Here is a 24,892-nt window from a genome sequence, read left to right as displayed (position 1 = left end):
GCTGTCCGGTGAGGCGGACCCTACGGAACGGGGCCGTACGGAGCGCGTCCGGCTGTCCGGTGAAGCGGGCCTAAACGGGAGCGCGTCCGGCTGATCCGCTTCGAAGCGGCCTAAACGGGAGCGCGTCCGGCTGTCCGGTGAGGCGGGCCGTAGCGAAAACGCGACTGCCCGCCTCACTTCTCTTCCGGCAAGCGCAGCTTATGGAAGCCGCCGTTGGAGCTGCCGATGTAGAGCCAGCCGTCCGACCCCTCGTTCAGCAGGCCGCTCATGCTGACGGCTTCGCGCAGGTCGGGGTAAGCTTCCTGAAGATCGGCGAGCCGGTACAGGGGCCTGCCGGTGGACTTGTCGAGGACGAGCACGTCGGGTCCATAGGGCAAGACCAACCGGTTCCCCCGGACGAGAATCCGCGTAACCGCGTAGTAGAAGTCATCGGGGTTGCCCACGCCCGGGTTGGTCGGCGCTTGCCAGAGCAGCCGCCCGCTGGCCAGATCCACCGCCGCAGGCAGACCGTCCAGCATCAAGTAGAGCGTTCCGCCGTCGACGGTTCCGGCCGAGGCGCGGCCCGGCAGCGTCCAGGCGGTCTTGCCGGTCAGGGGATTGTACAGCCGGGTGGAGGCCGGCTGATCCGCTTCGAAGCGGCCCGTGACATAGTCCTGCAGATTGGCTTGGATCAGCCAATGGGTGTCGTCGATCGCTGTGATAACCTCTCGGTTGGTTAACGTATAGCGGGCCTTCACCTGGCCGGTCCGCTTGTTCAGCAGCACCTTCTCCCGGCCGAGGCGATACCAGCCGTCGGCGGACGCCTTCGGCTCGAGCGGCCGCACCGGGGCCGCCGGGAATTGATAGGGCGACGCTTCCTCGCCCGACCCATCGCGCTTTCCGACCTCCGTATCCGCATGCCAGACAGTCTTTCCCGTCGACGGCGCCAATGCCGTCAGCCCGCCGTTCGCGTCCGCCGCGATCAGCACCGGATCGCTCAGGCTGCCGGCCGCGGGCTCCAGGGCCTCGGTGAGCTCCCGGCTCCATTTGGCGTTGCCGGAAACGGAATCGTAGGCCGTCATCCGGCCCGGCTTCGGGTTGTCGCCTTTTTCCGGTCCGTGGTACAGCAGAATCGTCCCTTCGGCGGCGGCCATCCAATCCATGGTCTCCCCTTCCGGCTTGACCAGATCCCAGACGACCTTGCCATCGGCCATTCGGATGCGGCGCACGTGCTGCTCGTAGATTTTCTTCTCCTTGCTGTAGCGGGTCAGCACGGTCACGTATCGCCCATCCGGATCGAGGGCGAACTGGAGCGCATCGTAGCCGGCGTCGATCTGCCAGAGCTTCTTCCCGGTCTTCTGGTGAAGCGCATAGAGGTTGCTGTTGGTATGAAACCCGCTGAAGCCGCCGTCGTCTCCGTTGATCAGCAGGATGCCGTTCGCCGCTCCGACCAGATAGGCATAATCCAGCTCATTGCGGCTGGTCCAGGCCGTCTCCCCGGCCCGAGACGGAACGATCGGGAGACGGCGGAGCTCATAGGTGAAGTCGTACGGCCTCTGGATCGGGGAAATCTCGGCCATGGCCGCATTCGTCAGCGGCAGGGTCCAATTCCAGCGGGCGAGGCGGCCGTCCGGGCCCAAGGTGACGGTAAATCCCGCCTCCTGGCCTTCGTACCGCCAGACTTTGCCGAGCCGCTGCGGGCTCTGGGTATCCAGCTCCAGGTTGGCCGAGACCTCCTCGCGGCCGGGCGTCCCCAGATAGCGGCGGACCTGATCCGCCGGCATTCCCGGGGTTAGCGCCGCTTCGGTGAAGGCGCGTTCCCGGCTCGCCGCCATCCCGCCTATTCCCGGCGAGGCAGACGCTTCGGCCGGCTCGCCCCAGCGGGCGAACAAGCCGCCGGCGAGCGGCGCAGACGAGGCGACATCGGCCTGCCGCACCCAGAGCAGCAGCGGGCGGTTGAGCTGATTGCCGGTATATCCCGCTGCCGGCGGAACGATGACCGCCCGCCAGCCCTGCCAGCTCAGCGTGGAGTCCAGGCTGTCCGCCGCAAGGCTGCTGCTTGGGGTGCCGCCAAAGGGGGTATCCCCCGTTCGGTCCGCTAACGACCAGGAGGACGAGCTGCCGGGATAGAGGTACAGCTTCGCATCCGGCTTCAGCGTGAGCCGAAGCGCCTGCCGCTCTTCCGATATCGCGTCGGCCCCTTTCGTCCCATACCAGAGCGGCGTCCAGGCGGGGCCGCTTCCGTCGTCCACCTCCAACCATTCGCCCGCCCGTTTCACGACCCGGAAGCGTACCCCCTCCCCGCCGTAAAAGGATGCGGCGGCGTCCTTCCACACGCCTGATTGAAGCGGTTTGTTGTAAAAGGCGCTGAACGCATGGGACACCCACTCGCTGCCGACCGGAAATTCGGACGCGGTCACCGGGGCGGGACCGAGAACAGCGGAAGAGGATGCACCCGAAGAAGGAGCGCCGGATGCGGAAGAGAGCGATTCCAGCCAAGCGGAAGGGGGAGAAGCTGCCCCTGCGGCAGGCACGGGAGAGAAGGAAGCGGATACCAGAGAACCTGAAGAGTCGGGGAAGGAGAACTTGGGTACGGACGTACAGCTCGTGAGCGGAAGAACCGCTGCGAGCAAGAGGGCCAGACGGCGGTGGCCGTCGGATTCGGGTAGCCTGCCAAACATGAAAAAACCTCGCTTTCCTGCCATGGGCTTCCACAGAGTAGACGCGCAGGAGAATCGCGAGGTTGCAAAGGCTCCGAGCTCATGGAGCGGGCTCCGCCCGTTTCTTTTTCGGCTTGCGCCGAAAGCGGGCGGGCAGCGGAATCTGGTTGACTTGGACGATGCTCGCGAGAATGACGGCGAGCCCGATTATCGTCGTCGCGTTGATGGTTTCCCGCAAGAACAGCACACCCCACAGGATGCCGAAGATCGGCACCAGGAAGGTGACGCTGATCGTCTTCACGGGCCCGATCCGGTCCATCAGCCGGTAGTAGATGAGATAGGCGAGCGCCGTACAGATCAGCGACAGCCCGAGCAGCGAGTAGACCACCCGGCTTGGGGGCAGGCGGTGCGGCCAGTCGTAGAGCGCAAACGGCAGGAGCAGCAGAGCCGCGCCCACCTGCTGGCCCATCGCCACCTCCAGCGGCGGCACGCCGCGGAAAGCGCGGACGGCGTACAGGCTGCCGAATCCGTAAGCGAGCGCGGCGAGCAGCGAGAACAGGATCGCCAGCCCGTTCTGCGGCGTCAGCGCCACCGGGCTCCAGCCGACGAGCACGGCGACGCCGGCGAGCCCCATGACGAGGCCGACCGTTCGGCTTCGTCCGAGGCGTTCGCGCGTCCAGACCCCGACCACGACGGCCGTGAACAGCGGCGTGGTTGCATTGAGGATGGCGGCGAGGGAAGCGTTCAGATGCAGCTCCGCCGAGCAGATGAGCGCGAACGGAAGGGCGGCGTTCAGCCCGCCCAGGATCAGGTAGGCGAGCCACCGCTTATGCAGAGCGGGAACCCGCCGCCGCGCCGCGGCGTAGAGCAGGAGCGCCGCCCCGGCCGCAGCCACCCGGAACTCGGTCGTCACGAACGGACCGAGGACCGGCGAAGCGATTCGCATGAACAGAAAGGACGCTCCCCACATCGAGGCCAACAGAAACAACAGCGCGGTATCCTGACGCTGCATACCGGACTTCCTCCTCTTGACGCAGGCTTGGCCCGTTTGGTTATCGGGACTCCCGGCCGCGCCGCTTTCATCGGGTAATCACCGGCGAAGGCCGGTCCCTATCCCGCTCGTCACGACAAGCTATTCGTCGACGTCGACCTCGCCCCAATACTCGCCGGCCCACGTGACGATCTTGTACCATTTGGTTCCCACCCAGCGCTGGGTGACGTTGACGTTCTGGCTGCCGACGGTGAGCACCGGCTTTAAGCTGCTGTCCGGCTCCTTGAACAGCGGGGTCTTGGTCTTCGTCTTGATCAGCCCCCACAGCTCCAGAATCGGCTGGTCGGGCTTGATCCAGCCGCTCTTGCCCTCGTACTCGATCTTGTACCAGCCCTCGTCCGGCTTGCTCTCCTTGGAGGTAACCGCCGACTTCTCGGGAATGCTCACGCCGAGCGGGCTCGTCGTGTCGGCCGTGGCGTAGAGCTCCGCCGGCTTCGTGAGCACGACCTTCTCGCCGAAGTCTTCCTTCTTCTCCGGCAGCGTGGCAACGTAATCGAGCGAAGCCTGGAAGCGCGCCAGCACGTCGTCGTACTTGGCCTTGTAGGTGCTTTCCTCGACCGGCTTGCTCTCTCCGGTGGACAGGTCCATGGCCGTTTTCTTGATCGGGTTATACAGCGTCCCTTCGTCGATGAAGCTGCCTTCGTCGGCGAACGCCCCGCGGATCGGGATGGTGTGGGACTGGCCCTTGGTGAGGTCATAGCCCAGGAAGGCCGCGTCAGCCGGGGTGTCGCCCATCAGACTGAGCAGCGTCGGCAGCATATCCAGGTGGCCGCCGTAGATCGGGTCATCCTTCGCTTCGATGCCCGGTCCGTGGATGATGAACGGGACCCGCAGCGCGTCGGCCAGGGTGTACTCATGCCCGACGATCTCCTTCAGCGCGGCCTTCTCGGCATCCTCGACCATTTTCATCTGAATGCCGGTATGATCGCCGTAGAGCACGAGGATCGTGTTATCCCACAGGCCGTCCCGCTTCAGCCGGTCGAACAGATGCCCGAGCGCCGTGTCGGTATAGCGGGTCGCCTGCAGGTAGTCTCCGGCCAGGTTGTCCTGGTACAGCTCGGAGAGCTTCAGCTCGCGGAACTTTTCCGGCAGGTGGAACGGATGGTGGCTGGACATGCTGATGAACTGGGCGTAGAACGGCTTGCCCGCCTTGGCATATTCGTCGACGGCGTCCATTCCCTTGTCGTAAAGGATATCGTCCGAGGAGCCGAAGGCAATGAAATCGTCGGTTCCGAAGTAATCCTTGTCCAAAAACTGATCAAAACCGAGCGCGGAGTAAAACTCCTTGCGGTTGTAGAACATGGCGTTGTTGGTGTGCATGGTGATGGTGGAATAGCCCTTGTTCCGCACGATCCGGGCAAGCGAGGGAAATTCCTTCATCGGATCAGTGAAGGCGATCACCTGGGGCGGCTTGACCGGATGCAGGGAGGTGTTGAACATGAACTCGGCATCGACGGTATTGCCCGCTCCGTTTTGCAGGTAGAAGTTCGGATAGGTCAGCGATTCCTTCATCAGTTTATTGAGATTCGGGGTGATTTCCTGCCCCTCGATGGTCTTCCCGAGAACAAAGGACTGGAAGGATTCCAGTTGGATGGCGATGATATTGGGCGTGGCTTTGTTCTGCTTGTCTTTTATTTCTTCCGCGTTGATCGGCGGTTGCTCCGAACTCTTCGAATCTAGCAGCCCCCGCACGGGAGACAGCGCGAAAGCGCTCCCGATTAAGGCCGCGCCAATCAGTATGACGGCAAGCAATAGTCCTCTTCTTCTCATGATGTCCTCCACTTTCCCGGGTATGAGCCAAACTTCCTTCCGATACGAACGGAGATCGTATTCTTACTGATTCTAGCACAAAAAAGCCGGTTCGGGTGGGCATTTGCCGAACGGGCTTGTGGCAATTGTATGCAGGGCGGCGGGTAATCGTCTTACTGAAATTGGTCGGGTTCGTCCACGTACCATTGGGTCAGCCCGCATTGGGAGCAGACGAAGGGAAGGATGGGGCTGCTGCCTTTGAGGGTAAGGTGATGGACCGGCTCCTTGGAGACCAGGAATTTCCCCGCAATCCCCAAAACAACGGAACGTGTCAAGGGGATCTGGCATGCCGGACAATGATGCTCCATTATCGGATTCCTCCTAATCTATGAGCGGAGACCTTCTATGAGCGGAGAGCGTAATAAGTGCCTTCGGTTAATCAACAAGCCTTATTTCTTTCTGGCAAGACGATAAAGGATAACCGCGATCGCAACGAGGAAAAAAACGCTTAACATTATTCCCGGAAGCCTCAAAAGCGTATTGACCCCATAATCTGTCAGTTCGTCCGCCCCCCTTATCTCACTCCAAGCCCATCGGCTTATCGCAGATATGCCTATATTTTCTTGTTATTCCCATATGAGCTTACGCCGAAATCGAAGTGAAATCAATATATATAGACTGAACTTAACCTTTACGCCTACGCCGTTGGAATGTCATTCCGAACGCTGTTGATCCCAGATTTCCGGAATGAACTTTTTAAGGAGGAAATCCGGGATCAAAGGCGAGCGCTCCGCTTCTTCACGACCTTCCACTTCTTCGGCTTTCTTTTGTTCAGTCTATATAGCAGATAATATTACGGAAAAAAGCCGGGTCCCAGAGGCCCGGCTTTTAAGGGAAAATTCGTCTTTGCCGCAAAGTCAGGATCGCTTAACCGGCGTGGACCCGTCGTAGGTGGCGAGGATGCCGTACAGGTCGGGCCTGCGGTCGCGGAAGATGCCCCATTCGAGGCGGCCCACTTCCAGAGCGTCCAGGTCGAATTCGGCGGTCAGCACCGTCTCTTCGTCGCGGCCCGCTTCGGCGATCTTGGCTCCCGTCGGCCCGGCGATGAAGGATGAGCCGTAGAAGGTGATCGAGGAATCCTCATCGGATTCGACGCCGATCCGGTTCGAAGCGATGACGGGAATCAGGTTGGCGGCGGCATGGCCGCGCATGCACATCTGCCAGTGGTCCTTGGAATCGATCGCGCCGTCCTGCGGCTCCGAGCCGATCGCGGTCGGGTAGAACAGCAGCTCGGCGCCCATCAGCGTCAGACAGCGGGCGGTCTCCGGGTACCACTGGTCCCAGCAGACGCCGATGCCGATCTTGGCGTACCGGGTATTCCATACCTTAAAGCCGGTATCGCCCGGGTTGAAATAGAACTTCTCCTCGTAGCCCGGACCGTCCGGGATGTGGCTCTTGCGGTAGGTGCCCAGCACCTCGCCGTCGGCGTCGATGACCGCGAGCGAATTGTAGCGGGCGTAATTCTTCTTCTCATAGAAGCTGATCGGCAGCACGACCTTCAGCTCGCGGGCCAAGGCGCGGAAATGGTTCACCGCACGGTTGTGTTCCAGCTCGGTGGCGTAGCTGTAATAGTCCGCCTTCTCTTTCTGGCAGAAGTAGGGCGTCTCGAACAGCTCCTGCAAGAGGATAATCTGCGCCCCGTCGGCGGCGGCCTTGCGGACGAGGACCTCCGCCTTGGCGATGTTGGCTTCGATGTCGCCGGTGCAGCTCATCTGGGTGGCGGCGACTTTGACGTTTCTCATGGCTTCGAGCCTCCTGTCGGATAAAGGTGGAACAGACGCGGGGCTTCCCCGCGTCGCAGAAATAACAGGGCGGCTGGCTGCTTCGCCTCCTTGCGGAAGATCGAAACCGCATGGGCCTCTCCCCGGCCCGCTCCGGCGCGAAACAGACACTCGCGAGGATCGCAGCGCTCGCTTACGCCCGGGCGGCGGGCATCTGCTGCGTGGTGCAGTGGACGTTGCCGCCCTCGCGGATGACGGCCATGCCGTTCACCGTGCGGATGCGGCGGTCCGGGAAGATCTCCTGCAGCGTGCGGACGGCGATCCGGTCGGTTTCTTCGGCGGCTCCGCCGAAGACCGGCAGGATGATGCCGCCGTTGACGAAATAGAAATTGAGGTAGCTCAGCGTCAGCCGGTTTCCTTCATGCTCGGCATAAGGCGGCTGTGGCAGCTTGACGAGGTCGAGCTTCCGGCCGGCCGCATCCACGGCGTCTTCCAGAATGCGCAGGTTCTCCTGCGCAATCGCGTAGTTCTCGTCCGCCGGGTCGTCGCAGACCTGGAGGATCACCCGGCCGGGGGCGGCGAAGCAGGCGGCGTTGTCGACGTGGCCATCGGTCTCGTCTCCCGCTAGCCCCCGCGCAAGCCAAATGACGCGGGTAATGCCGAGGTGCCGGGCAAGCTGCTCCTCGATCTCGGCGCGGCTGAGCTCGGGGTTGCGGTTCGGATTCAGCAGGCACTCCTCGGTCGTGAGCAGGGTGCCCTCGCCGTCCACATGGAAGGAGCCGCCTTCCATGACGAGCGGCGCATCGAACCGTCGGATGCCGTAATGCTCCAGAATCTGCGGAGCTACTTGGTCGTCGAGGTCCCAAGGCGCGTACTTGCCGCCCCAGGCGTTGAACTTCCAGTTGATGCCGGCGCGTTCCCCGTCCGCCGACGTGACGAACGTCGGCCCGTTGTCGCGCAGCCAAGCGTCGTTGTGCTCGATCGGCAGCAAGTCCACCGCCGGTGTGTCCGCAAAGACCGCCCGGACCTTTTCCAGGTCGGACGGATTCACGATCACCGTCACCGGCTCAAACTCGGCGATGGCACGGATCAGCTCGGCATAGCCGCCGCAGACGTCGGGATAGGTCTCGGGGTAACACATGGAGGCCTGAATCGGCCAGGAGATCAAAGTTCGCTCATGCGGCGCCCATTCGGGCGGCATGGAATAAGTCAAGTCTCTCGGGTACATGGCTTCCCTCGCATACTAACAGAATCGGGCCGCGGCCTCCGGGCGAACCGGGCAAGGCCGGACCCCTACCATCATACCCGAAATGGCCCCGGCCCACAATTCGCGTTCCCGCTCTTTCCGGTTATTCTGACGTCCTGCGACTCATTTCCTCCTCCCAGGTATGGTTCATTGTTCCTATTCTGGGTAATCGTACTCAGGGACCGAGCCATTATTCCGGTTTCTGCCGTTTTGCGCTCTTCGTTTTGGCGTTCTTCGTTTTCGCTTTTCTTCGTTTTTCCCCAGCATGAGCCATTCACCATGAGCCTTCCTGCGCAATACCCCCTTTACCATCATGACCTGCATCCGCTCCGCCTTCTGCTGGACCCTGCCTCTCTGTGCATCACAGCATTTCCGAATCCCTTTTTACGCCCCTATAGGGCCGCTCGACCGATTGCTTATTTGCCATGCCGTTTACCCCATTCGAAAAGGAGGAACACGCTTGAACAAAAGAAAAGCTACCCTTGTCGCGGCCTGCCTGGCCGCCGCCTCCCTCACGCTGGCCCAGCCCTTCGCCGAGGCCTCCGTGCATGGAGGGATTTCGTCTGCCGAGTCGACCTCGGCCCCGCCGGATGAGTCCGCCGCACCTGCCAGTCCGGCACCGACGGAATCGGCTCCGGCATCCGCGAGCCCAACTCCCGCCGCAACGACTTTGCCATCGCCCGAACCAAGCAGCACCGTTTCTCCCGCCCCCCTGCCCGACTCAGGACCGAACTCCCCCATTCCGGGCGTTACGGAGGGACTGGAGATTCCTCCGCTACTGCTGACGAGCCCGGACAATAACGACACGCGGGACACAGCCACCTTAGTCCAACCGGGAACCCAATGGAATGCCAGCTTAGAAAGTACGACAGACCTGGATTATTACACGTTCACTGCCTCCGTTTCCGGAACGGTGACGGGCAAGCTATCGGCCGTCTATCCGGCCAGCTCATTTCTTGGCATGGAAGTTGTCGATACTTCCGGACTTCCCGTTCCTTTTCGCATAGTCGGCTATCAGCTCGACTTCCCGGTCGAAGCCCAAAAGACGTATTACATAAAGCTCTATGCTAAATCTCCGCTCCAGCAGGCCGTTCCGTACGGTATGGAACTAAGTGAGATTGTTCAGGACAACAATGAGACGCAAAGCACCGCAACCATTCTCCAGCCGAAAACGAGAGTGAACGCTACCCTGGAGGTTGCCGGAGACGTGGATTACTACTCGTTCTCTCCTTCCGCATCCGGTATCTTGACTGCGAAGCTGTCGGCCCCCTATCCGGCCATTCTCTCGCTCGCCGCCGAATATACCGACGCGTCCGGTCAGCCCGTCCCCGTTCGCGTAAACGGAGCGCAAGTGGAAATCTACGTCGAAGCCAACACGACTTACTATTTTAAGCTGTATGCACAATCTCCACTCCAACAAGGCCTGTTGTATAGCCTCGATCTAAGTGCGGTTTATCCCGACAGCCATGAGTTCGACGATACTCCCGCGGCAGCCGTCGATATGCAGTTGGGCATTCCCTATCTCGCCAACCTCTGGAAAAGCGGCGATGTCGACGTCTTCCGGTTCAAAGCGCCGGTTACGGGCACCATCCCGATCGAATGGACCGTCCCGGAGGGAAAATCGTACCGGCTCCGCGTTCAGGACGAAAACGGCCATCTCCTCGCCGAGCGGCTGGAATCCAGCGCCGGACAAGCCAAGCTGCTGCTGGCGGTAACGGCGAACCAAACGTACCTGTTTTTCATAGACGGGATCTCCGGCTCGTTTGGCGAGCTTCCGTATACGCTCCGCCTGTTGAATCCGAACGAGACGAAGCGCTTGGAGTATCACTACAATGCCGCAGGCCGCCTGGAATCCATCACCGTGCTTCCCTCCGGAGAAACCTACATGGAGTTCCAATACGATGCCAACGGGAACCTGATCCACACCAAGAAATATTTCATTCTCAGCCTTTAATTCCGCGACCGGGAGGAATATCCGTTGAAAAAATACCTGTGGATTCTGTGCATCGTGGCCTTAATTTTTTCCGGCTTCAGCGGCATCGCCGATGAATCCAACATCGCCTCCGCTTCGGATGGACGCCTCGTCTCGTCTGACCGTTCGGCCGGAAGCGGAGGAGCTTCCGCCGCCCCAGAGCCTCTTCCCGCCGCAGAGGAGATCTTCGTATCCTCCTCCGCCGAAGGAAAGTCTGCGGCTGGCTCGCCGTCTGAATCTTACTCCGTTCAGCAGCTTGCGGCCGCCCTTCCTTCCGCCTCTGCAGCCATACAGCAAATTGCGGTCTACTATTACCCTTCCCTGCTCGACGTGCTCCCCGAGCCGGCCCGGATAGCCGCAGCGAATCGGTCGATTCAGGAGATTAATCAGTTGATCGGTAAGCTGGATCGGCAGGAAAAGGAGTTCCTTTCCCACTACGTCCCCGCCGCCTTGGAGCTGTATGATTACTATGAACAGCCGAAGGCTTATCTCAGCAAGCATCCGGCCAGCGACGCCAAGGCGGACAAAGAGCGGGAAGCAAAAGCCCGCGACTTGAGCCGGGAGCTCGCCTCCTACCGGGTTCAGTCTCCTACGCCGACGCCCTCGGGCATGGCCGGGCAAGCCGTCGCCGGCAAGATCGTAACACTGGCGGAACCGAGCGCAAGTCCCAGTGCAACCCCAAGCCCGACGCCGGTCACAAGCGGCAATCCCAGTCCGTCCCCAAGCGCCACACCGAACCCTTATGTCGTAAATCCGTTCAAGAATGAATATCGCTATCAGGTCGATACCGACGACCTCGTGGACCCGCTCTACCGGACCGCGAACCAGAAGAACGTCGATTTGTCCCTCGACGGCAAGCCGGGCCTGGATTTGTCCTTCGAGCGGCGGTACAACTCGCTGCAGAGCACCGTGCTGAATCCCGAATACACCACGCAGGTGGACGCCAATGGGACTTATCTGCAAATCAAGGGCAACACGACCACTCCCGTTAAGCCGGAAAATCTCAAGGGCTTCATCGCGACCGGATGGCAGTTGAACCTGCCCAGCCTGGAACGGGATACCATTCAAGCGGAATTGGTCAACTGGCATAAGCCAACAACAGGTACCAACAACTATGAAGACGGCTATTCCTTAAAGCAGCTTAGCTCTCCTTATGAAAAGGCGCAGTTCACCCTGGAGGACGGCAGCCAGTATGAGTTCCGCAACGGCGTCCTTTATCAGGAACCGTATGCCAATGTCGTCTACAGCAAGCAGGGATCGGAGTATAGCCTGACGGTCGACGATCAGATTACCTACATATTCAACGAGAAGGGGGAAATCCTCCGCAAGGAGAACGACCTCGGCGACAAGATCGTCTTCTCGTACAACCGGAATCCCGCTCTCGGCCATTTGAACATCACGGTGACCGATTCGTACGGACGGACAGTGACCATTCGGCGCAATACGGAGTCGGTGATCACCGGTCTCAAGGCGGAGGGCTCCGCCGGTGTCATTAAGGATATCACCTATGAGTCGGCCAAGGTGTCCACCCCCGTCACCTCCCGCAAATGGAAGGACTATGTCTACAAGACTTCGACGGAAACGGTGACGTATTGGCAGCTAAATAAGGTCATGGATCGCACCCAGCCGCAGAGCCCTTTTGAAGTGGAAGGCTATCAGTATTACCCGATCGATTCATCCCGGCTCGCCGACTTCAACTTCAAGACCGACGGCATGAATTACTTTGCCAATGCTGCGGGAGAGCCCGCTGAAGATTCAGATGGGTGGAGTTGGAAGGCTGACGGAAAGTTGATTGAGTTGGAAGAGGTGGAATTGGCACGGCTTGAGATGTACGCCGAGGTTCCTTATCTGCTGCTGAAGACCATCTCCTTCTTCAATGGGCTTGAAGTGCAGTTCAACTACCAAACCTATAACCCTTCATGGTCGGCTACTATTAACGGAGCCATTTCCGCCCGTGAAGTCGCCCGCAACACGACACGACTTTACCAAGACCCGTTTGCCACCCAACATATTTCTTACCATGCGGTCGAACGGGTGGATCACCGCTATACCGAGAACGGCCAAGTCAAGCTGCAATCGGACTATTACGACCTTCTTCACTTGGACCATGGGCACATCTACTACGAATACTGGAAAGGCGGCAAGGCCAACAATCCCCGTCTGAGACAATCTTCCCGGTTCGGCGATCAGCAGACGATCCGAACCCGCACTCCGGGTCCGAGCGGCACAGAGACGGCGACTTATGCCTATTACGCGATTAACGGGAAGGAATTCCTCCAGACGTTTGCCTGGAAGGAAGTCGGCGGCAGCAACACGTTTACCCTTTCCCAAGACGGAACGGAGTACAAGAACCGCAAGTATCTTGTCGAGGCGTATGAGTACGATCCCGGCAAGACCAAGCCGAAGGCGGTGCATGTCTATGCCGACGATATACCCGACTATTCGGCGGCGATCTACTCGACCGCGCTTCAGGTCTCCAACATCCAGCATCCCCTGCTTCCGGCCGGTAACGGGCGGATTACCCGAACCTTGCAGTATAACGCCTACGGGCAAACGATCTCCGAGACGGACGCCCTCGGCAATGTGACGAGCTACCGGTATGAAGGACCGGGCCGCCGGATCAGCGAGATGACCGTAACCGCGCAGGACGGCTCTTCCGTTGTCCGGGAAGCCTATGCTTACTTTGCGGATACCGATCCCGAACCGCTGAAGCGCAAGCTGTTGTCGCAGACGGTCCGCACCGAGCAGTACCCGAATCCGGAGAATCCGGCGGAAACCCTGACCCAGACCGACACCACCGCCTATTTGGCATACGATGCGAGCAGACAGCCGACCCGCATCCGCGAGTCGGGCGCGGGCAACCCTTACGGAACGGCGCCCACAGCGACGGAGCGCGAGCTCGTCTATACGCCGTACGGCCAAGTTGAGCGGGAGACCACTTTCGCCGCCCTCGCGGAAGGCGAAGCTCCGGCCGGGCTCGTCCTGACGCATGAGTACGAGCCCGGCGGCCTGCTCCATAAGACGCTCTACCCTGACGGGTCCGCGGAGGAATTCGCATACGACGGCCGCGACCGGACCGTTCGCCATACGTACGCCGCCGTGGGCGCTCCGGCCCGCACCACCACGGTGTCCTATGACGATTCGACCCGCAAGGTTGCGGTAACCCTGCCGGACGGAGAGCTTCAGGAGAGCTTTTATACTCCCTATGGCTTGGAGATTCGCAGCCAGCAGACGGCGGGCGGCGCGACCCGGGTACTCACCGTCCAAGAGACCGCGAACGGCCGTCTGGCCACCCGAACACTGCCTTACGGGGAACCGCAGCTTGCGACAACCTATGAGTACGATTCGCTGTCCCGCGTCAACCGCAAGATCGACAGCTTGGGGCAGGCGACGACTTACTATTACGCCGATTCCGCTGAAAAAGCGGGCGCGGATGGGTTCGCCTATCAGCAGCACACGATGAAGGTAGTCAGCCCGGACGGCAGCGAGGAGTTCTCGTTCTTTGACCCGTATGGCCGGCTCATGAAGACCGTCGCCCAGACCTCGACGGGCAACAAGATCAAGACCTCGGAGTTCGCTTACACCTCCATGGGCCAAATGACCAAGCAAGACGTCATCAGCGGGCAAGAGCGGCAGACGAACCTCTACGCCTACGATCCCTCCCACCGCCTGGTCTATCTGCAGGACGCGGAGGGACAGCCCTACCGGTTCGTCTATAACCGGTTCGACCAATGGATCGAACGGTACGTGGATTCCGTGCGGGATCGGACGAACACCTACAACGAGGTCGGCTGGTTGACCGCCGATACCGATGCGGCGGGAGCCAAGACCGTTTTCCGCTACCGCAACAACGGACTGTTGGAATCGCGGACGGACCGGGCGGGCCAGAAGGCCACGTATGCCTACACCCCCTACAACGAGGAACAACGGGTGACCTACCGGAACAGCACCGGGCAAGAGCTCTACTGGAACGAAACCGCCTATGACCCGACAACGCGCTTGGTCACGGCGGAAACGACCAGCGAGGGCGAGGATATCGCCTACCAGTACGACGGCTGGAAGCGCAAGACCGGTCAGACCGTAGCAGGCCGCACCTATCAGCTTACCTATGATGCCTATGATCGGCTCGCTTCGCTGACTTATCCGGATCAAGCGGCAGCCCAGTATACCTACGATTCCCTCGGCCGCATGAAGACCGTCACGTATCCCGGAATGGACACGGTCACCTACGATTACACGGTCGGTCCGAACGAGAACCGCTACCTCATTCATTACGGCGACGATCTGGTCCAGGAAACGGTGCGGGACGGCCTGGAGGAACTGGTCTCCGTCGAGCACCGGCGGGAGAACGACGTGCTCTGGGCGGAATCGTACCAGCAGGACGGCTTCGGCAACATCAGCGAAATCCAGAACGGCGACACCACGTACACGTTTGCCTACGACCGCCTGAACCGGATCAAGCAGGAAACCCGTCCGGCCGGAGACTGGAAATACGAATACGACCCCAAGGGCAACCGGTTCGCCATGGAAATGCCGGCAACGATTCTGGACGGAGGACTATTGAGCGGAGGGCTGCTGGATGACGTCTCCGTCGATGTCTCCCTCCTGACGGGGGAACGCCAGTACACCTTCAATGCCCGCAACCAGCTGGCCTCACTCGCGCACACGGCCATCGTGCTTCCCTCCACCGCTTCTTACACGTATTACGGAGACGGCACGAGAGCTTCCAAGAAGGTCAATGGCCTCACGACGAAGTTCATCTATGTAAACGGTCAGTTGGTGGAAGAGCTCGATGCGTCGGGCCACCCCATGGCCACCACCGTCTACGGAAACGAAGCCTTGTACCGCAAGGACCGGCTGACCGGGCTGTCGGGGTATTATTTTACCAATGGGCACACGGACGTCGTATCCCTGCGCAGCGACAACGGCACCCCGCTCAATCAGTACACGTACGACATCTGGGGCAAGCTGCAAACGAAGCTGGAGACGATGTCCAATCCCTTCAAGTTCACGGGCGAGTACTACGACAACGAATCTGGTCTCTACTACCTCAGCGCCCGCTACTACGATCCGGAGCTCGGCCGCTTCATCGGGGAAGACGCCAACCTGGGTCAAGTCGACAACCCGCTCAGCCTGAACCTGTACACCTACGTCGAGAACAACCCGCTCGCCTACCAGGACCCGACCGGCGAGGCTGCGGAAACGGTGCTCGATGCGGCCAGTACGGCTTACAGCGCCTATGAATTCTACGAAGACCCCAGTTGGGAGAACGCGCTGTATCTCGCTTGGGATGCGACCGCCCTGGTGGTTCCCTTCGTCCCGGGCTCGTACGTCAGTAAGGCGACGAAGCTGTTCGGCAAATCCTCGAAGCTCTCGAAGCTCTTCGGCAAGTCCAAAAAGGCGTCGAAGGCCAAGAAGGCGATCAATGCCTGCAATTGCTTTACCGCCGGGACCGAAGTGCAGACCGACGAAGGGGAAAAGCCTATCGAGGACATCGAGGTCGGGGATCAGGTGCTGGCGAAGGATGACCAATCCGGCGAGGTGGGGTATAAGGAAGTTACGGCCACCTTCCATCATGAGACGGACGAGATTTATCAAATCCATGTCGGCGAGGAAACGATCGAATCGACGTACAACCATCCCTTCTGGGTGAAGGACAAGGGTTGGACATTCGTCAAGGATCTTAAAGTCGGAGACTTGCTTGTTCAGAGTGATGGGAATACACTCCAGATAGACAGCATTGAACCGGTACAGAAACAGGCAACGGTTTACAACATGACCGTGGACGATTTCCACACGTACTTCGTCAGTGACCTTGGGATTTGGGTTCATAATACGAGTTGTACTTATGGTCCTAAATATAATGAGGCAACCTCAGACCAATGGTATAAAGGTACTTTCGGAGACGTAACTGAAACAATGGATTATCATTTAAGAAAACATGGCAAGGGAAGAACGCCGGAAGAATTCACTAAAGATGCGATGGACTTCTTCAAAGCAAATAAACATCTAGCAGAAGAAGTAACACTTTCAACGGGTGCAAAGGGATACAAGATACAAACAGGTACGGGAAAAAATAAAGTAGGAGGATATTGGACTGCTGATGGAAAACTCGTCACATATTGGGACTAAATTAAAGAAGCTTCAAGAATTTTATGTATTATTGAGCATAACCCCATTTCCAGAAGCCCCTGAAAATGATGACGTATATGACGCTTATAGTGAATTGGTTGAATATGATGGCCATGTTGCAGGACTAGCGTCATCTGCACTGAGAGGAAATCGAATAGATAAACATCTTGTATTCAAAAATCATAAACTAGATGCGTTTATCGAAGAAATTGAAGCAGATAACGAATCAGAGGTAAAATCTATAAAGAACTATAAGAATTTACTTGATTCAATTGTTACTATATTGCAAGAATTTTAAAGTGCTAAAACCTTGAGGGATTAGTCCTCAAGGTTTTCACACGCAATTTATGCTTAAACTTTCCGTTTCAAAATAAAGTTGTACTTGATTTTGCACTCAGATATGGCTTTTGGAATGGTGTGGAGGAACTTACGAGCATCTTTGATAATTCTTTCATAATCATGCTTGTATTACACCCAGACCCATTAAACTATTTTTATACCGAGTTTTCTCAGTACAATTGGTACATGACCTTGGGGTGTCCTCAAGGTCTTTCTTGTGTTTCTACCAATGCCGAGGATATGAGCGCGTCTACGTCAATGTCAAACGAATTGCATCGGATGGGACGATAATATACCTTGAAGGTGAACTATGGAAAGTGAGGCTAATTGATGGATAAAGAAGACCTACTTGATAGCGGTGAGAAGTTTTTTGAAAATGGCGACTACCAAAGCGCTTTGCTTGTATTTGACGAAGCAAATACGCTCGAGGAAACCGATTTTCTGCAAAACTACATAGGATGCTGCTACCTAGAGCTGAATCAACATCTCGAAGCCATTAAAGTCTTTATCAGGATCATGAACACCAATACTACTTGGGAACGTCCTGTGATGAACCTAGCAAGGGTGTTTTTTGAACTGGGCGGAGAGAAGGAAGCGTTTCGCCTTCTAAGAAGAGCAAGACTTCTTTGTCCAACCAGCGAAGATGTCTATTTTTACTCGGGTGTGTTTTATATGAAACTGCACAAATACAAGTCAGCCATCGGCTCCTTTAAAAAGTCCCTTGATTTAAACGATACTGAATCAGATACTCATTTAAATTTGGGTTTGTGTTATGCAAGAACCAAAAGGCATCATGAAGCGATGGATGAGTTTAAAAAAGCCTATCAATTAGAACCTTCCTGTAAGGACGCCCTCTTCAATGCTGCCCTCACGCATATGCACTTGAAAGAATACGAAATGGCATTTTTATTATTTCAAAAACTTCAAAATCTGAATTTTGACGAGGATTTAACGTTGGACATGATCCAATGTTTGCTTAAATTAAAAAGATTGGATGAAGCTTATCATTATTGGAGCCAACTTCCTGCAGAGCACCCCGAAAAATCAAAATTGGAAAGCGAAATTAAGAATGGTTAATGAATGTACTTGCACAAAAGAGTATAGGGATACGAGCGGCCGTCTTCCCCTGATCTGGTGTACTGAATTTCTCATTAATTGCGAAGTTTCCAACACAATGGTTCCGAAGCGGGTGGAGAATACAAAATAGAAGACCTTAAAGCGAATGGCCTCAAGGTCTTCCTTCTGCGACGCCGGGCGGTCAAGTCCGCCGTTCCCTCCAGGAAGGGCGCCCGGGATTAGAACAGCACCCTCAGAATAGCGTGCAGGATAACGAACTCGACGACCAGTACGATGACGCAGCCCAGGAAGAAGAACGACAGCTTCGCCTCGGAAAACCGATCCTTCCAATACCGGCCCCGAAACAAAGAGAACAGATCCGGCGTAAGCGAGTATTCGACCGCCTCCCGGAAATCCTCGCGGCTGGGGAAGAATACCCGAAACAAGTACCGATACACCGGAATGTTAACGATCAGCAGGACCAAGCCAAGCCCAATTTCCATTCGAACCCTCTCCTTGATTAAGAACGATAGCGAATTAAACGAATCCCAAACCAATCGGTTGCAAAAATCAGAAGTCCTTCACCTCGCGGAGCCAAACCATGTGAGCGGAATCCGGTCCCCAGAAGTCGGGGACGACCCGATACGGCTCGCCGAACTTTCGCCGCCACCGCTGCTGTGCTTCCTTGTATCCGCTGTCCAGGCAGAACCGCCGGATTTCGCGCGCCTTCAGCAAAGCGATCAGCTCGCCGATCAGCGCGGAGCCGATCCCCCGGTTCTGTTCGCTCGGACGCACGTAGAGGCTGCCGAGTTCCCCCACTTCGTCCAACTCATGATCGGTACAGACCTGAATTTCATGCCCGCAGGGGCCAAACGAAATCGTGCCGACGACCTCCCCGCCGCGCTTGGCGACCAGAAAGGCAACGGGGGCATCCGGTTCCAGCGATTGCCGGACCAGCCGCTTCTTCTCTTCGATCTCCCCGGCGATCCACTCCTTATCGTCGGCGAGTCCCTGCCGCGCGAAGGCGTCGGGAATCGCCTCTTCAAATACCCGGAAGGCGGCCGGCTGATCTTCCGGAGCCAGGGGATGAACGGTAATCGTTGGTTGCATAATCGAGTCCTCCATCAAAAAACAGCAGCGGACCGCCGACTCCGATGGCGAGGCGGGCCGCTGCTGCTGAGTAGTAAATCCGCTTGGCGGGGACGCGCTCCGAAGAGGAAGCGCTGCCTTGCCGCCAAGCGTTGATCGCCGGGTAAATCGGCTGGCGATCGGCCACCGGTCATCGGCGGAGCGTCCGCAGCGCGATTAGCGGTCCGTCTCAGGCAGAGGCGTAACGGACGGAGCCGGAACGACCGGAGCGGGAGCCGCCGGGGCGGGTTTGCTTACCGGCGCCGCGGCAGGAGCGGGAACCGCAGCCACCGGGGCCTTCCTGTGCATGAGGCCTTGGATCAGGCCGTTCACGTCGATGCCGGAAACATCCTTCAGCATCGCCGGGGCGGTCGCCATCAGCTCGGTCACGTAGTTGCTGACGCGGGCCGCGCCTTCGCCCTTGCCGGTATCGACGACGGTCAGCGTGTCGATCGAGGCGATCGGCTGGGCGATCTTGCCGGCCAGCTCCGGCAGCATCTTCACGATGATGTCGAGCACGGCCGCTTCGCCGAACTTCTGGAACGCTTCGGCCAGCTTCTCCTTCGCCTCGGCCTCGGCCAGACCGCGCAGCCGGATGACCTCCGCCTCCGCCGTACCTTTGGCCCGTTCCGCGTCAGCGGTAGCGACGCCTTCGAGGCGCTTCTGCTCGGCATTCGCCTTCGCTTCCCGCTCGATGGCGTAGGACAGCGCGTCCGCTTCGCGCATCTTGCGCGCCTTGTCCGCTTCCGCCGCCTGCTCGACCGCGTAACGGTCGGCATCGGCCTTCTTCTTCACTTCCGCGTCGTACTGCTTCTCGCGGACCTGAATTTCTTTCTGCTGCAGGTCGATCTCCCGTTCCTTGCGGACGAGTTCGACCTTCATCTGTTCCTCGACGGCGATCTGCTTCGCCTTGGCTTCCTGGATGAAATACGCCTGGTCGGCTTCCGCCTTCGCCGTATCCTGCTCCTTCTTGAAGGCCGCGACCTTCAGCTCGCGCTCCTTCTCGGCTTCCGCGATGTTGGTGTCGCGCAGCAGCTCGGCCTTCTGGCCTTCTTCCGACGCCTTTGCCTTCTGAATCCGCGCATCTCGCACGGCTTCGGCTTCGGCGATCTCGGCGTCGCGCTTGACGGCGGCGATCCGCGGCTTGCCGAGCGCGTCGAGGTAGCCCTGCTTGTCGCGGACGTCCTTGATCGTGAACGAGACGATCTGCAGGCCCATCTTCTTCAGGTCCTTGGCTGCAACGCCCTGAACTTCCTGGGCGAACCGGTCGCGGTTGCGGTACACCTCTTCCACCGTCATCGTCCCGAGGATGGCACGCAGATGGCCTTCCAGCACTTCCTGCGCCTCGCCCTTCAGGGCTTCGATCGGCTTGCCCATGAACTGCTCGGCCGCCGTGGCGACGTCTTCCACCGAGCCGCCGATCTTGATGATTGCCACGCCGTCGGCGATGACCGGTACGCCCTGCTCCGTATACACTTCCGGGGTCGAGACGTCGAGCTTGTGGGACAGCAGCGATAAGTATTCCGCCTGCTGGAAGATCGGCCAGATGAAGGCGCCGCCCCCGCGGACGATCTTGATTTTGCGGCCCGTGTTGGTGGCTTCCGCCGTATCGGTGGTGACGTTCTTGCTGCCGAGGAAGGAGCCCGTGACGATCATCGCCTCATCCGGTCCCACCGTCTTGTACCTCGCCATGAAAGCGATACCAAGCAACACGATGACCGCGACGACGACGACGGGAATCACCCATACCCCGCTGATTGCAAAATCCGGCATTCTCTTACTCTCCTTTAGGTTTATTTTCAAAACGGGAGACGTACACCGCGCCATCCTTGACTTCCACGATGACCACCCGGTCTCCCGCCTGAATGTCTGTCCGGTCGAAGCTGGCGGCGATCTGATTCGAATTCCCCGCGCTGCTGCGCACCAGCACCTCGCCGTAGCCGCTCGCCGGAATCGGCACGAGCACCTCGGCGACCTTGCCCGGTAGGCCGCTCATCGAGTAGCCGGTCGAATTCTCGCTGTTCTTCATCGGCTTCACGTAGAAGAGATGAATCAGCGTCCCCCCCGCCGCCCCTGCTGCGATCGAGAGAATCAGCGCCGCCGCCGTTCCCAGGCCGGAATACCAGCTCAGCATGATGCCCGCTCCGCCGAAGATGGTGATGAAGGTGGCGAGCACGGTGGGATTCAGGTAGTCGGCGGACAGGAAATCCAGCGCTCCGTCCAAGGCAGTGCTAAGCACATCCCCGATTAGAACCGATACAACCGCAAATAGGGCGCCAAAGATCAAACATCCGGTATAAAAGGGCAGCATGCAGCGTCTTCCTCCTCTTCTCTCGGGATCGCTCCGACTTGCGCTCTCGGTTCTTATCCGGTAGTACGCAGCAGCATCCCAAATGTTTCATAAATTGCAAATCCGCTTACTTTCAGCATACCCCATTTCGCGGAAGGCCGGAACCCCCTATCCGGCGTCCGATTCGGATGCCGTCTCTGGTTCGACGGCAGGCATGGCAAATAGAGCCGGGTCCCCCCGGCTCTCAAACGTACCTATGCCCATTCCTGCAACGAACGCTTGTGCTGCTCCTGCAACAGATCACCGTTTGCTGCAGCTGCCGTCTCCAGACGCCTGGGTTCGAACCGCTTGGGGCCGCTCCTGCGTCTGTCGCGTCCTAGGCCTTGCCCTTTACTTCCCGCGGGCCTCCGTCGGTTCAAAGGCGGGTTCCCGGCTCATCCGCTTCCCGGTCTCCCGGGGCGGGGCCGGACTTCTCCGCCGGTTCCGCCTCCAGATACCGCCCCAGCGCCGCCAGCTTGTTGTCCCAGAACCGCTCGTAGAAAGCGATCCATTCCTTCACCTCGCGCAAGGGGTCGGGATCAAGCCGGTAGCGGGTCTCGCGCCCGGCCTTGCGCTCGCGAACGAGCCCTGCGTCGGCCAAGACCCGCAGGTGCTTGGAGACCGCCGTGCGGCTGATCCCGAAGCGGCCGCTCAAGGCGTTCAGCGGCCGCTCCCCTTCGGCCAGCAGCTCCAGCAGCCGCCGGCGCGTCGGGTCGGCAAGCGCCTGGAAGACATCGGGCTTAGGGGCGTTCGGGTCCGAAGTGGCGTGAGCCGCCACCCTAAGCCTCGAACGAGCGGGCCAGTTTGGCGACGATGCCGCTCCAGCCGCCCGCCATGTTCTCGCGGATAACGGTATGCGGTTGGCCAAATTCGGTGACCTGGCCTTCCGACCAGCCGGAATGAATCACCGTAAACTCGGTCCTGGCGGCATCCAGCTCGCGCAGCTCGAAGGTGAGCTGCCAGTCTTTGCCCCAACGGAAGGACAACCGGTTGGGCGGCTCCACTTCGGTGACCCGGCAGGGAGACTTGCCGAACGGGCCGGCCTCCAGGATGAATTCGTGGCCGACGACCGGCTCGAGGCTGCTCGGCATGAACCAGGCCGCCATGCCTTCGGCGGTGGAGACGGCTGTCCAGGCCCGGTCGATCGGGGCATTTAACGTGACGGTGCGGCGAATATCGGGCAGCGGCTGGCCGGCGGCACCGGCAGCGGAAGGGTTCGGAGAATCGGTTGGCTGCATCTTCGTTGCTCCTTTTCATGGAATCCCGTTGCCGGGGAATAGCGAAAACACTCGCAATAGGAAACCATTAGGTTTCCTATTGCGAGTGTAAGTCAGACGGTCCGCCGCGTCAAGCGGTTGAGATTGGTATGCCCCGGCGGAGCCGGTTTATTCCCGGTTCTGCGCTTGCGGCCGATCTTTTCCCATAGGAAGGAAGGCGCGCCTTTTTAGCGTTCTCAGTCCCCTAGGAAGGACGGCAAGCCCTTTTAACCGTCCTCAGCCATGGCCGCTTCGTCCAGAGCCGAGCCCGCTTACTTCTTCCACTGGTCGAGCGACTTGTCGTACGTCCAGGTGCGGCCCGAATCCTCGCTCGTCAGATAGACGGTGGCGACGATGTTGTCGGCTCCGTCCCGGCTGAGCTGAACCGGCAGGGTGCCCTTCTTCCCATCGAAGACGGGCGACAGCGGCGTTTTGCTGTAGGCTTTCAGCTCCTCCGGCAGGTTGACCGTCAGCTTGCTCCAGGTCTTGCCGCCGTCCTCGGTCCGGATTAACGCCGGCTGGAATTCCGTCTCATAGCGGAACCCCATGAATCCGATATCCTTCGTGGCAAAACCCGCTCCCGTCGCTACCCGCGGGTAGACCTCGTTCAGGTTGCCGTCCACGCGCGCCCAGCTCTTGCCGCCGTCCTCCGTGGTATAGAGCAGATGGTCCTCGCGGCCCATGCCCATAAAGCGGCAGACGACGAGCCAGCCCTCCTTCCGGGTGCGGAAGCCGATGAACTCGGGAGCCCCGTACGAGTTCTCGTCCAAGCGAACGGTGCGCCAATCCTTGCCTTGGTTCTCGCTGATGCGGACCTCCACCGGGCGTTTTCCCGGGCCTCCCGAGGCGATGGCCGTCAGCCGGTCGGCGAGGAAAAAGCCGCTGTCGTATTCGGTGGGATCATCGCTGCCAGGGGTGCCTTCCCCGCTTTCCGGCCGGAGCCGCTGGGGAGCCTCCACCTGGACGCGCCCCCCGTCGTAGCGAACCTGCACCAGGCCGTCGGCACCGATGGCATAGGAATGGCCCGCATCGTAAGCCACGACCGGCTTGCCGCCGGAGGTGCGGGAATAGACGGTGCCCTTTAGAGTTCCGGACTCGTCGCCCGATGGGGCGCAGGCGGTCAGCAGACCGGCCACGGCAGCATGAATCAGAAGCCGCTTGAAGGCTCCAGTTGATTTCATATTCATTCTCGCTCCTCTCCCGACGGGGCCCGGCCGCGAAGCCGAATCACCGCCGTCCCAGAGAAGACGGATGGGCAAGCGCAGAAGTTGCCGCATTCATCCCGAACTGCCGGACAGAGCAGAAGGGCGAATCCGATTCATCTGCAAGTACATTACCGCTGCTGCCCGACGATGTCCGTCAGGTACGCCATCAGCTTATCCTTCAGCTCTTCGTTCTGCAGGGCATACGCAATCGTGGTCTCGATGAAGCCGAGCTTCTCGCCCACGTCATGGCGGGTGCCGGCGAAGTGATAAGCCAGCACCGGTTCCTCCTCGGCCAGCCGGGCGAGTGCGTCGGTCAACTGAATTTCCCCGCCGACCCCCGGGGTCTGCTCGCCCAGGATGTCGAAGATGCGCGGGGTGAGGATATACCGGCCCAGGATGGCCAGGTTGGAGGGGGCGTCTTCCCGCTTGGGCTTTTCCACGAAGCGCTTCGCCTTGAACACCCGCTCGTCTATCGGCTCGCCGTCCACCAGCCCGTAGCGCGATACTTCATCCCACGGAACCGGTTGAACCCCGATGACCGAAGCCTCATGCCGGTCGTAGACGTCGATCATCTGCTTCAGGCAGGGCGGCTTCGCCTGGACAATATCGTCGCCCAGCATCACCGCGAACGGCTCGTTGCCGGCGAACTTGCGGGCGCACCAGATGGCGTGTCCGAGCCCCTTCGGCTCCCCTTGGCGGATGAAATGGATGTCCGCCATTTCCGACGGACGCCGTACCTCGTCGAGCAGCTCCCACTTGCGTTTTTCCGCCAGGGAGTGTTCCAGCTCGAAGAAGTTGTCGAAATGATCCTCGATTGCCCGCTTGCTCTTGCCCGTCACGATGATGATGTCCTCGATCCCGGACGCTACAGCTTCTTCCACAATGTATTGAATCGTCGGCTTGTCGACGATGGGCAGCATTTCCTTCGGCATGGCTTTGGTGGCCGGAAGGAAGCGGGTGCCCATGCCGGCGGCCGGTATAATCGCTTTGCGTATTTTCATGTACCCGT

Annotated in this window: 18 protein-coding genes; 4 read left to right on the top strand and 14 right to left on the bottom strand. The window is 59.3% G+C overall.

Annotated features, from left to right (window positions below; genetic code table 11):
• Positions 1-173: 173 nt before the first annotated feature.
• The 6 genes from ACSEXS_RS13970 to ACSEXS_RS13945 all read right to left on the bottom strand — a co-directional run bounded on the left by ACSEXS_RS13970 (position 174) and on the right by ACSEXS_RS13945 (position 8,448).
• Entirely contained in the window at positions 174-2,660 is a 2,487-nt protein-coding gene (locus ACSEXS_RS13970; RefSeq protein ID WP_438433848.1) for an outer membrane protein assembly factor BamB family protein, read from the bottom strand.
• Positions 2,661-2,739: 79 nt separating this feature from the next.
• Positions 2,740-3,651 carry a DMT family transporter gene (locus ACSEXS_RS13965; protein WP_438433847.1) on the bottom strand — a complete coding sequence of 304 codons (912 nt, stop codon included), beginning with the start codon at positions 3,649-3,651 and terminating at the stop codon, positions 2,740-2,742.
• 120 nt (positions 3,652-3,771) lie between these two features.
• Positions 3,772-5,460, bottom strand: a complete 1,689-nt coding sequence (locus ACSEXS_RS13960) for a sulfatase-like hydrolase/transferase (RefSeq protein ID WP_438433846.1) — start codon at positions 5,458-5,460, stop codon at positions 3,772-3,774.
• Between the two features lie 152 nt (positions 5,461-5,612).
• Positions 5,613-5,807 carry a hypothetical protein gene (locus ACSEXS_RS13955; protein ID WP_438433845.1) on the bottom strand — a complete coding sequence of 65 codons (195 nt, stop codon included), beginning with the start codon at positions 5,805-5,807 and terminating at the stop codon, positions 5,613-5,615.
• 549 nt (positions 5,808-6,356) lie between these two features.
• Positions 6,357-7,241, bottom strand: a complete 885-nt coding sequence (aguB, locus tag ACSEXS_RS13950) for an N-carbamoylputrescine amidase (RefSeq protein ID WP_438433844.1) — start codon at positions 7,239-7,241, stop codon at positions 6,357-6,359.
• A 172-nt stretch (positions 7,242-7,413) separates the two neighbouring features.
• Entirely contained in the window at positions 7,414-8,448 is a 1,035-nt protein-coding gene (locus ACSEXS_RS13945; protein ID WP_438433843.1) for an agmatine deiminase family protein, read from the bottom strand.
• Positions 8,449-8,926: 478 nt separating this feature from the next.
• On the opposite strand from ACSEXS_RS13945, the gene ACSEXS_RS13940 reads away from it, so the two are divergent.
• From ACSEXS_RS13940 to ACSEXS_RS13925, 4 genes are all read left to right on the top strand, one after another.
• A complete protein-coding gene (locus tag ACSEXS_RS13940; protein WP_438433842.1) occupies positions 8,927-10,420 on the top strand; it encodes an RHS repeat domain-containing protein in 1,494 nt (497 codons plus the stop codon).
• Between the two features lie 24 nt (positions 10,421-10,444).
• Positions 10,445-16,570, top strand: a complete 6,126-nt coding sequence (locus ACSEXS_RS13935) for a polymorphic toxin-type HINT domain-containing protein (RefSeq protein WP_438433841.1) — start codon at positions 10,445-10,447, stop codon at positions 16,568-16,570.
• Positions 16,542-16,868, top strand: a complete 327-nt coding sequence (locus ACSEXS_RS13930) for a hypothetical protein (RefSeq protein WP_438433840.1) — start codon at positions 16,542-16,544, stop codon at positions 16,866-16,868. Before ACSEXS_RS13935 ends, ACSEXS_RS13930 begins: the two co-directional genes overlap by 29 nt.
• Positions 16,869-17,239: 371 nt before the next feature.
• Entirely contained in the window at positions 17,240-17,986 is a 747-nt protein-coding gene (locus ACSEXS_RS13925; RefSeq protein WP_438433839.1) for a tetratricopeptide repeat protein, read from the top strand.
• Between the two features lie 218 nt (positions 17,987-18,204).
• Here the strand turns inward: ACSEXS_RS13925 and ACSEXS_RS13920 are convergent, their stop codons facing one another.
• The 8 genes from ACSEXS_RS13920 to galU all read right to left on the bottom strand — a co-directional run bounded on the left by ACSEXS_RS13920 (position 18,205) and on the right by galU (position 24,884).
• Positions 18,205-18,468, bottom strand: coding sequence for a hypothetical protein (locus ACSEXS_RS13920; RefSeq protein WP_438433838.1), 264 nt, complete (start codon positions 18,466-18,468; stop codon positions 18,205-18,207).
• Positions 18,469-18,535: 67 nt separating this feature from the next.
• Positions 18,536-19,075, bottom strand: a complete 540-nt coding sequence (locus ACSEXS_RS13915; protein WP_438433837.1) for a GNAT family N-acetyltransferase — start codon at positions 19,073-19,075, stop codon at positions 18,536-18,538.
• Between the two features lie 195 nt (positions 19,076-19,270).
• Positions 19,271-20,866: a flotillin lipid rafts scaffold protein FloT gene (gene floT, locus ACSEXS_RS13910; protein WP_438433836.1), complete on the bottom strand. Its 1,596-nt coding sequence runs from the start codon at positions 20,864-20,866 to the stop codon at positions 19,271-19,273.
• Positions 20,867-20,870: 4 nt separating this feature from the next.
• The gene (locus tag ACSEXS_RS13905) at positions 20,871-21,404 is read right to left on the bottom strand and encodes an NfeD family membrane protein (RefSeq protein WP_438433835.1); all 534 of its coding nucleotides are present in this window, start codon (positions 21,402-21,404) and stop codon (positions 20,871-20,873) included.
• 394 nt (positions 21,405-21,798) lie between these two features.
• Positions 21,799-22,200 carry an ArsR/SmtB family transcription factor gene (locus tag ACSEXS_RS13900; protein WP_438433834.1) on the bottom strand — a complete coding sequence of 134 codons (402 nt, stop codon included), beginning with the start codon at positions 22,198-22,200 and terminating at the stop codon, positions 21,799-21,801.
• Position 22,201: 1 nt separating this feature from the next.
• Positions 22,202-22,660 carry an SRPBCC family protein gene (locus tag ACSEXS_RS13895; protein ID WP_438433833.1) on the bottom strand — a complete coding sequence of 153 codons (459 nt, stop codon included), beginning with the start codon at positions 22,658-22,660 and terminating at the stop codon, positions 22,202-22,204.
• 290 nt (positions 22,661-22,950) lie between these two features.
• Positions 22,951-23,859: a WD40/YVTN/BNR-like repeat-containing protein gene (locus tag ACSEXS_RS13890; protein WP_438433832.1), complete on the bottom strand. Its 909-nt coding sequence runs from the start codon at positions 23,857-23,859 to the stop codon at positions 22,951-22,953.
• A gap of 152 nt (positions 23,860-24,011) precedes the next feature.
• The gene (gene galU, locus ACSEXS_RS13885) at positions 24,012-24,884 is read right to left on the bottom strand and encodes a UTP--glucose-1-phosphate uridylyltransferase GalU (RefSeq protein WP_438433831.1); all 873 of its coding nucleotides are present in this window, start codon (positions 24,882-24,884) and stop codon (positions 24,012-24,014) included.
• Positions 24,885-24,892: the final 8 nt, after the last annotated feature.

This window comes from Gorillibacterium terrae (assembly GCF_051594785.1).
In the GTDB taxonomy this organism is placed as follows: Bacteria; Bacillota; Bacilli; order Paenibacillales; family NBRC-103111; genus Gorillibacterium.
This window is presented reverse-complemented; position numbering and strand designations above follow the sequence as displayed.

Bases quoted from the DNA above. Each gene is read 5' to 3' on its own strand.
- ACSEXS_RS13930 (WP_438433840.1), top strand. From the start codon at position 16,542: ATGGAAAACTCGTCACATATTGGGACTAAATTAAAGAAGCTTCAAGAA.
- ACSEXS_RS13895 (WP_438433833.1), bottom strand. From the start codon at position 22,660: ATGCAGCCAACCGATTCTCCGAACCCTTCCGCTGCCGGTGCCGCCGGC.
- galU (WP_438433831.1), bottom strand. From the start codon at position 24,884: ATGAAAATACGCAAAGCGATTATACCGGCCGCCGGCATGGGCACCCGC.
- ACSEXS_RS13890 (WP_438433832.1), bottom strand. From the start codon at position 23,859: ATGAAATCAACTGGAGCCTTCAAGCGGCTTCTGATTCATGCTGCCGTG.
- ACSEXS_RS13925 (WP_438433839.1), top strand. From the start codon at position 17,240: ATGGATAAAGAAGACCTACTTGATAGCGGTGAGAAGTTTTTTGAAAAT.
- ACSEXS_RS13905 (WP_438433835.1), bottom strand. From the start codon at position 21,404: ATGCTGCCCTTTTATACCGGATGTTTGATCTTTGGCGCCCTATTTGCG.
- ACSEXS_RS13970 (WP_438433848.1), bottom strand. From the start codon at position 2,660: ATGTTTGGCAGGCTACCCGAATCCGACGGCCACCGCCGTCTGGCCCTC.
- ACSEXS_RS13915 (WP_438433837.1), bottom strand. From the start codon at position 19,075: ATGCAACCAACGATTACCGTTCATCCCCTGGCTCCGGAAGATCAGCCG.
- ACSEXS_RS13955 (WP_438433845.1), bottom strand. From the start codon at position 5,807: ATGGAGCATCATTGTCCGGCATGCCAGATCCCCTTGACACGTTCCGTT.
- aguB (WP_438433844.1), bottom strand. From the start codon at position 7,241: ATGAGAAACGTCAAAGTCGCCGCCACCCAGATGAGCTGCACCGGCGAC.
- ACSEXS_RS13920 (WP_438433838.1), bottom strand. From the start codon at position 18,468: ATGGAAATTGGGCTTGGCTTGGTCCTGCTGATCGTTAACATTCCGGTG.
- floT (WP_438433836.1), bottom strand. From the start codon at position 20,866: ATGCCGGATTTTGCAATCAGCGGGGTATGGGTGATTCCCGTCGTCGTC.
- ACSEXS_RS13965 (WP_438433847.1), bottom strand. From the start codon at position 3,651: ATGCAGCGTCAGGATACCGCGCTGTTGTTTCTGTTGGCCTCGATGTGG.
- ACSEXS_RS13945 (WP_438433843.1), bottom strand. From the start codon at position 8,448: ATGTACCCGAGAGACTTGACTTATTCCATGCCGCCCGAATGGGCGCCG.
- ACSEXS_RS13960 (WP_438433846.1), bottom strand. From the start codon at position 5,460: ATGAGAAGAAGAGGACTATTGCTTGCCGTCATACTGATTGGCGCGGCC.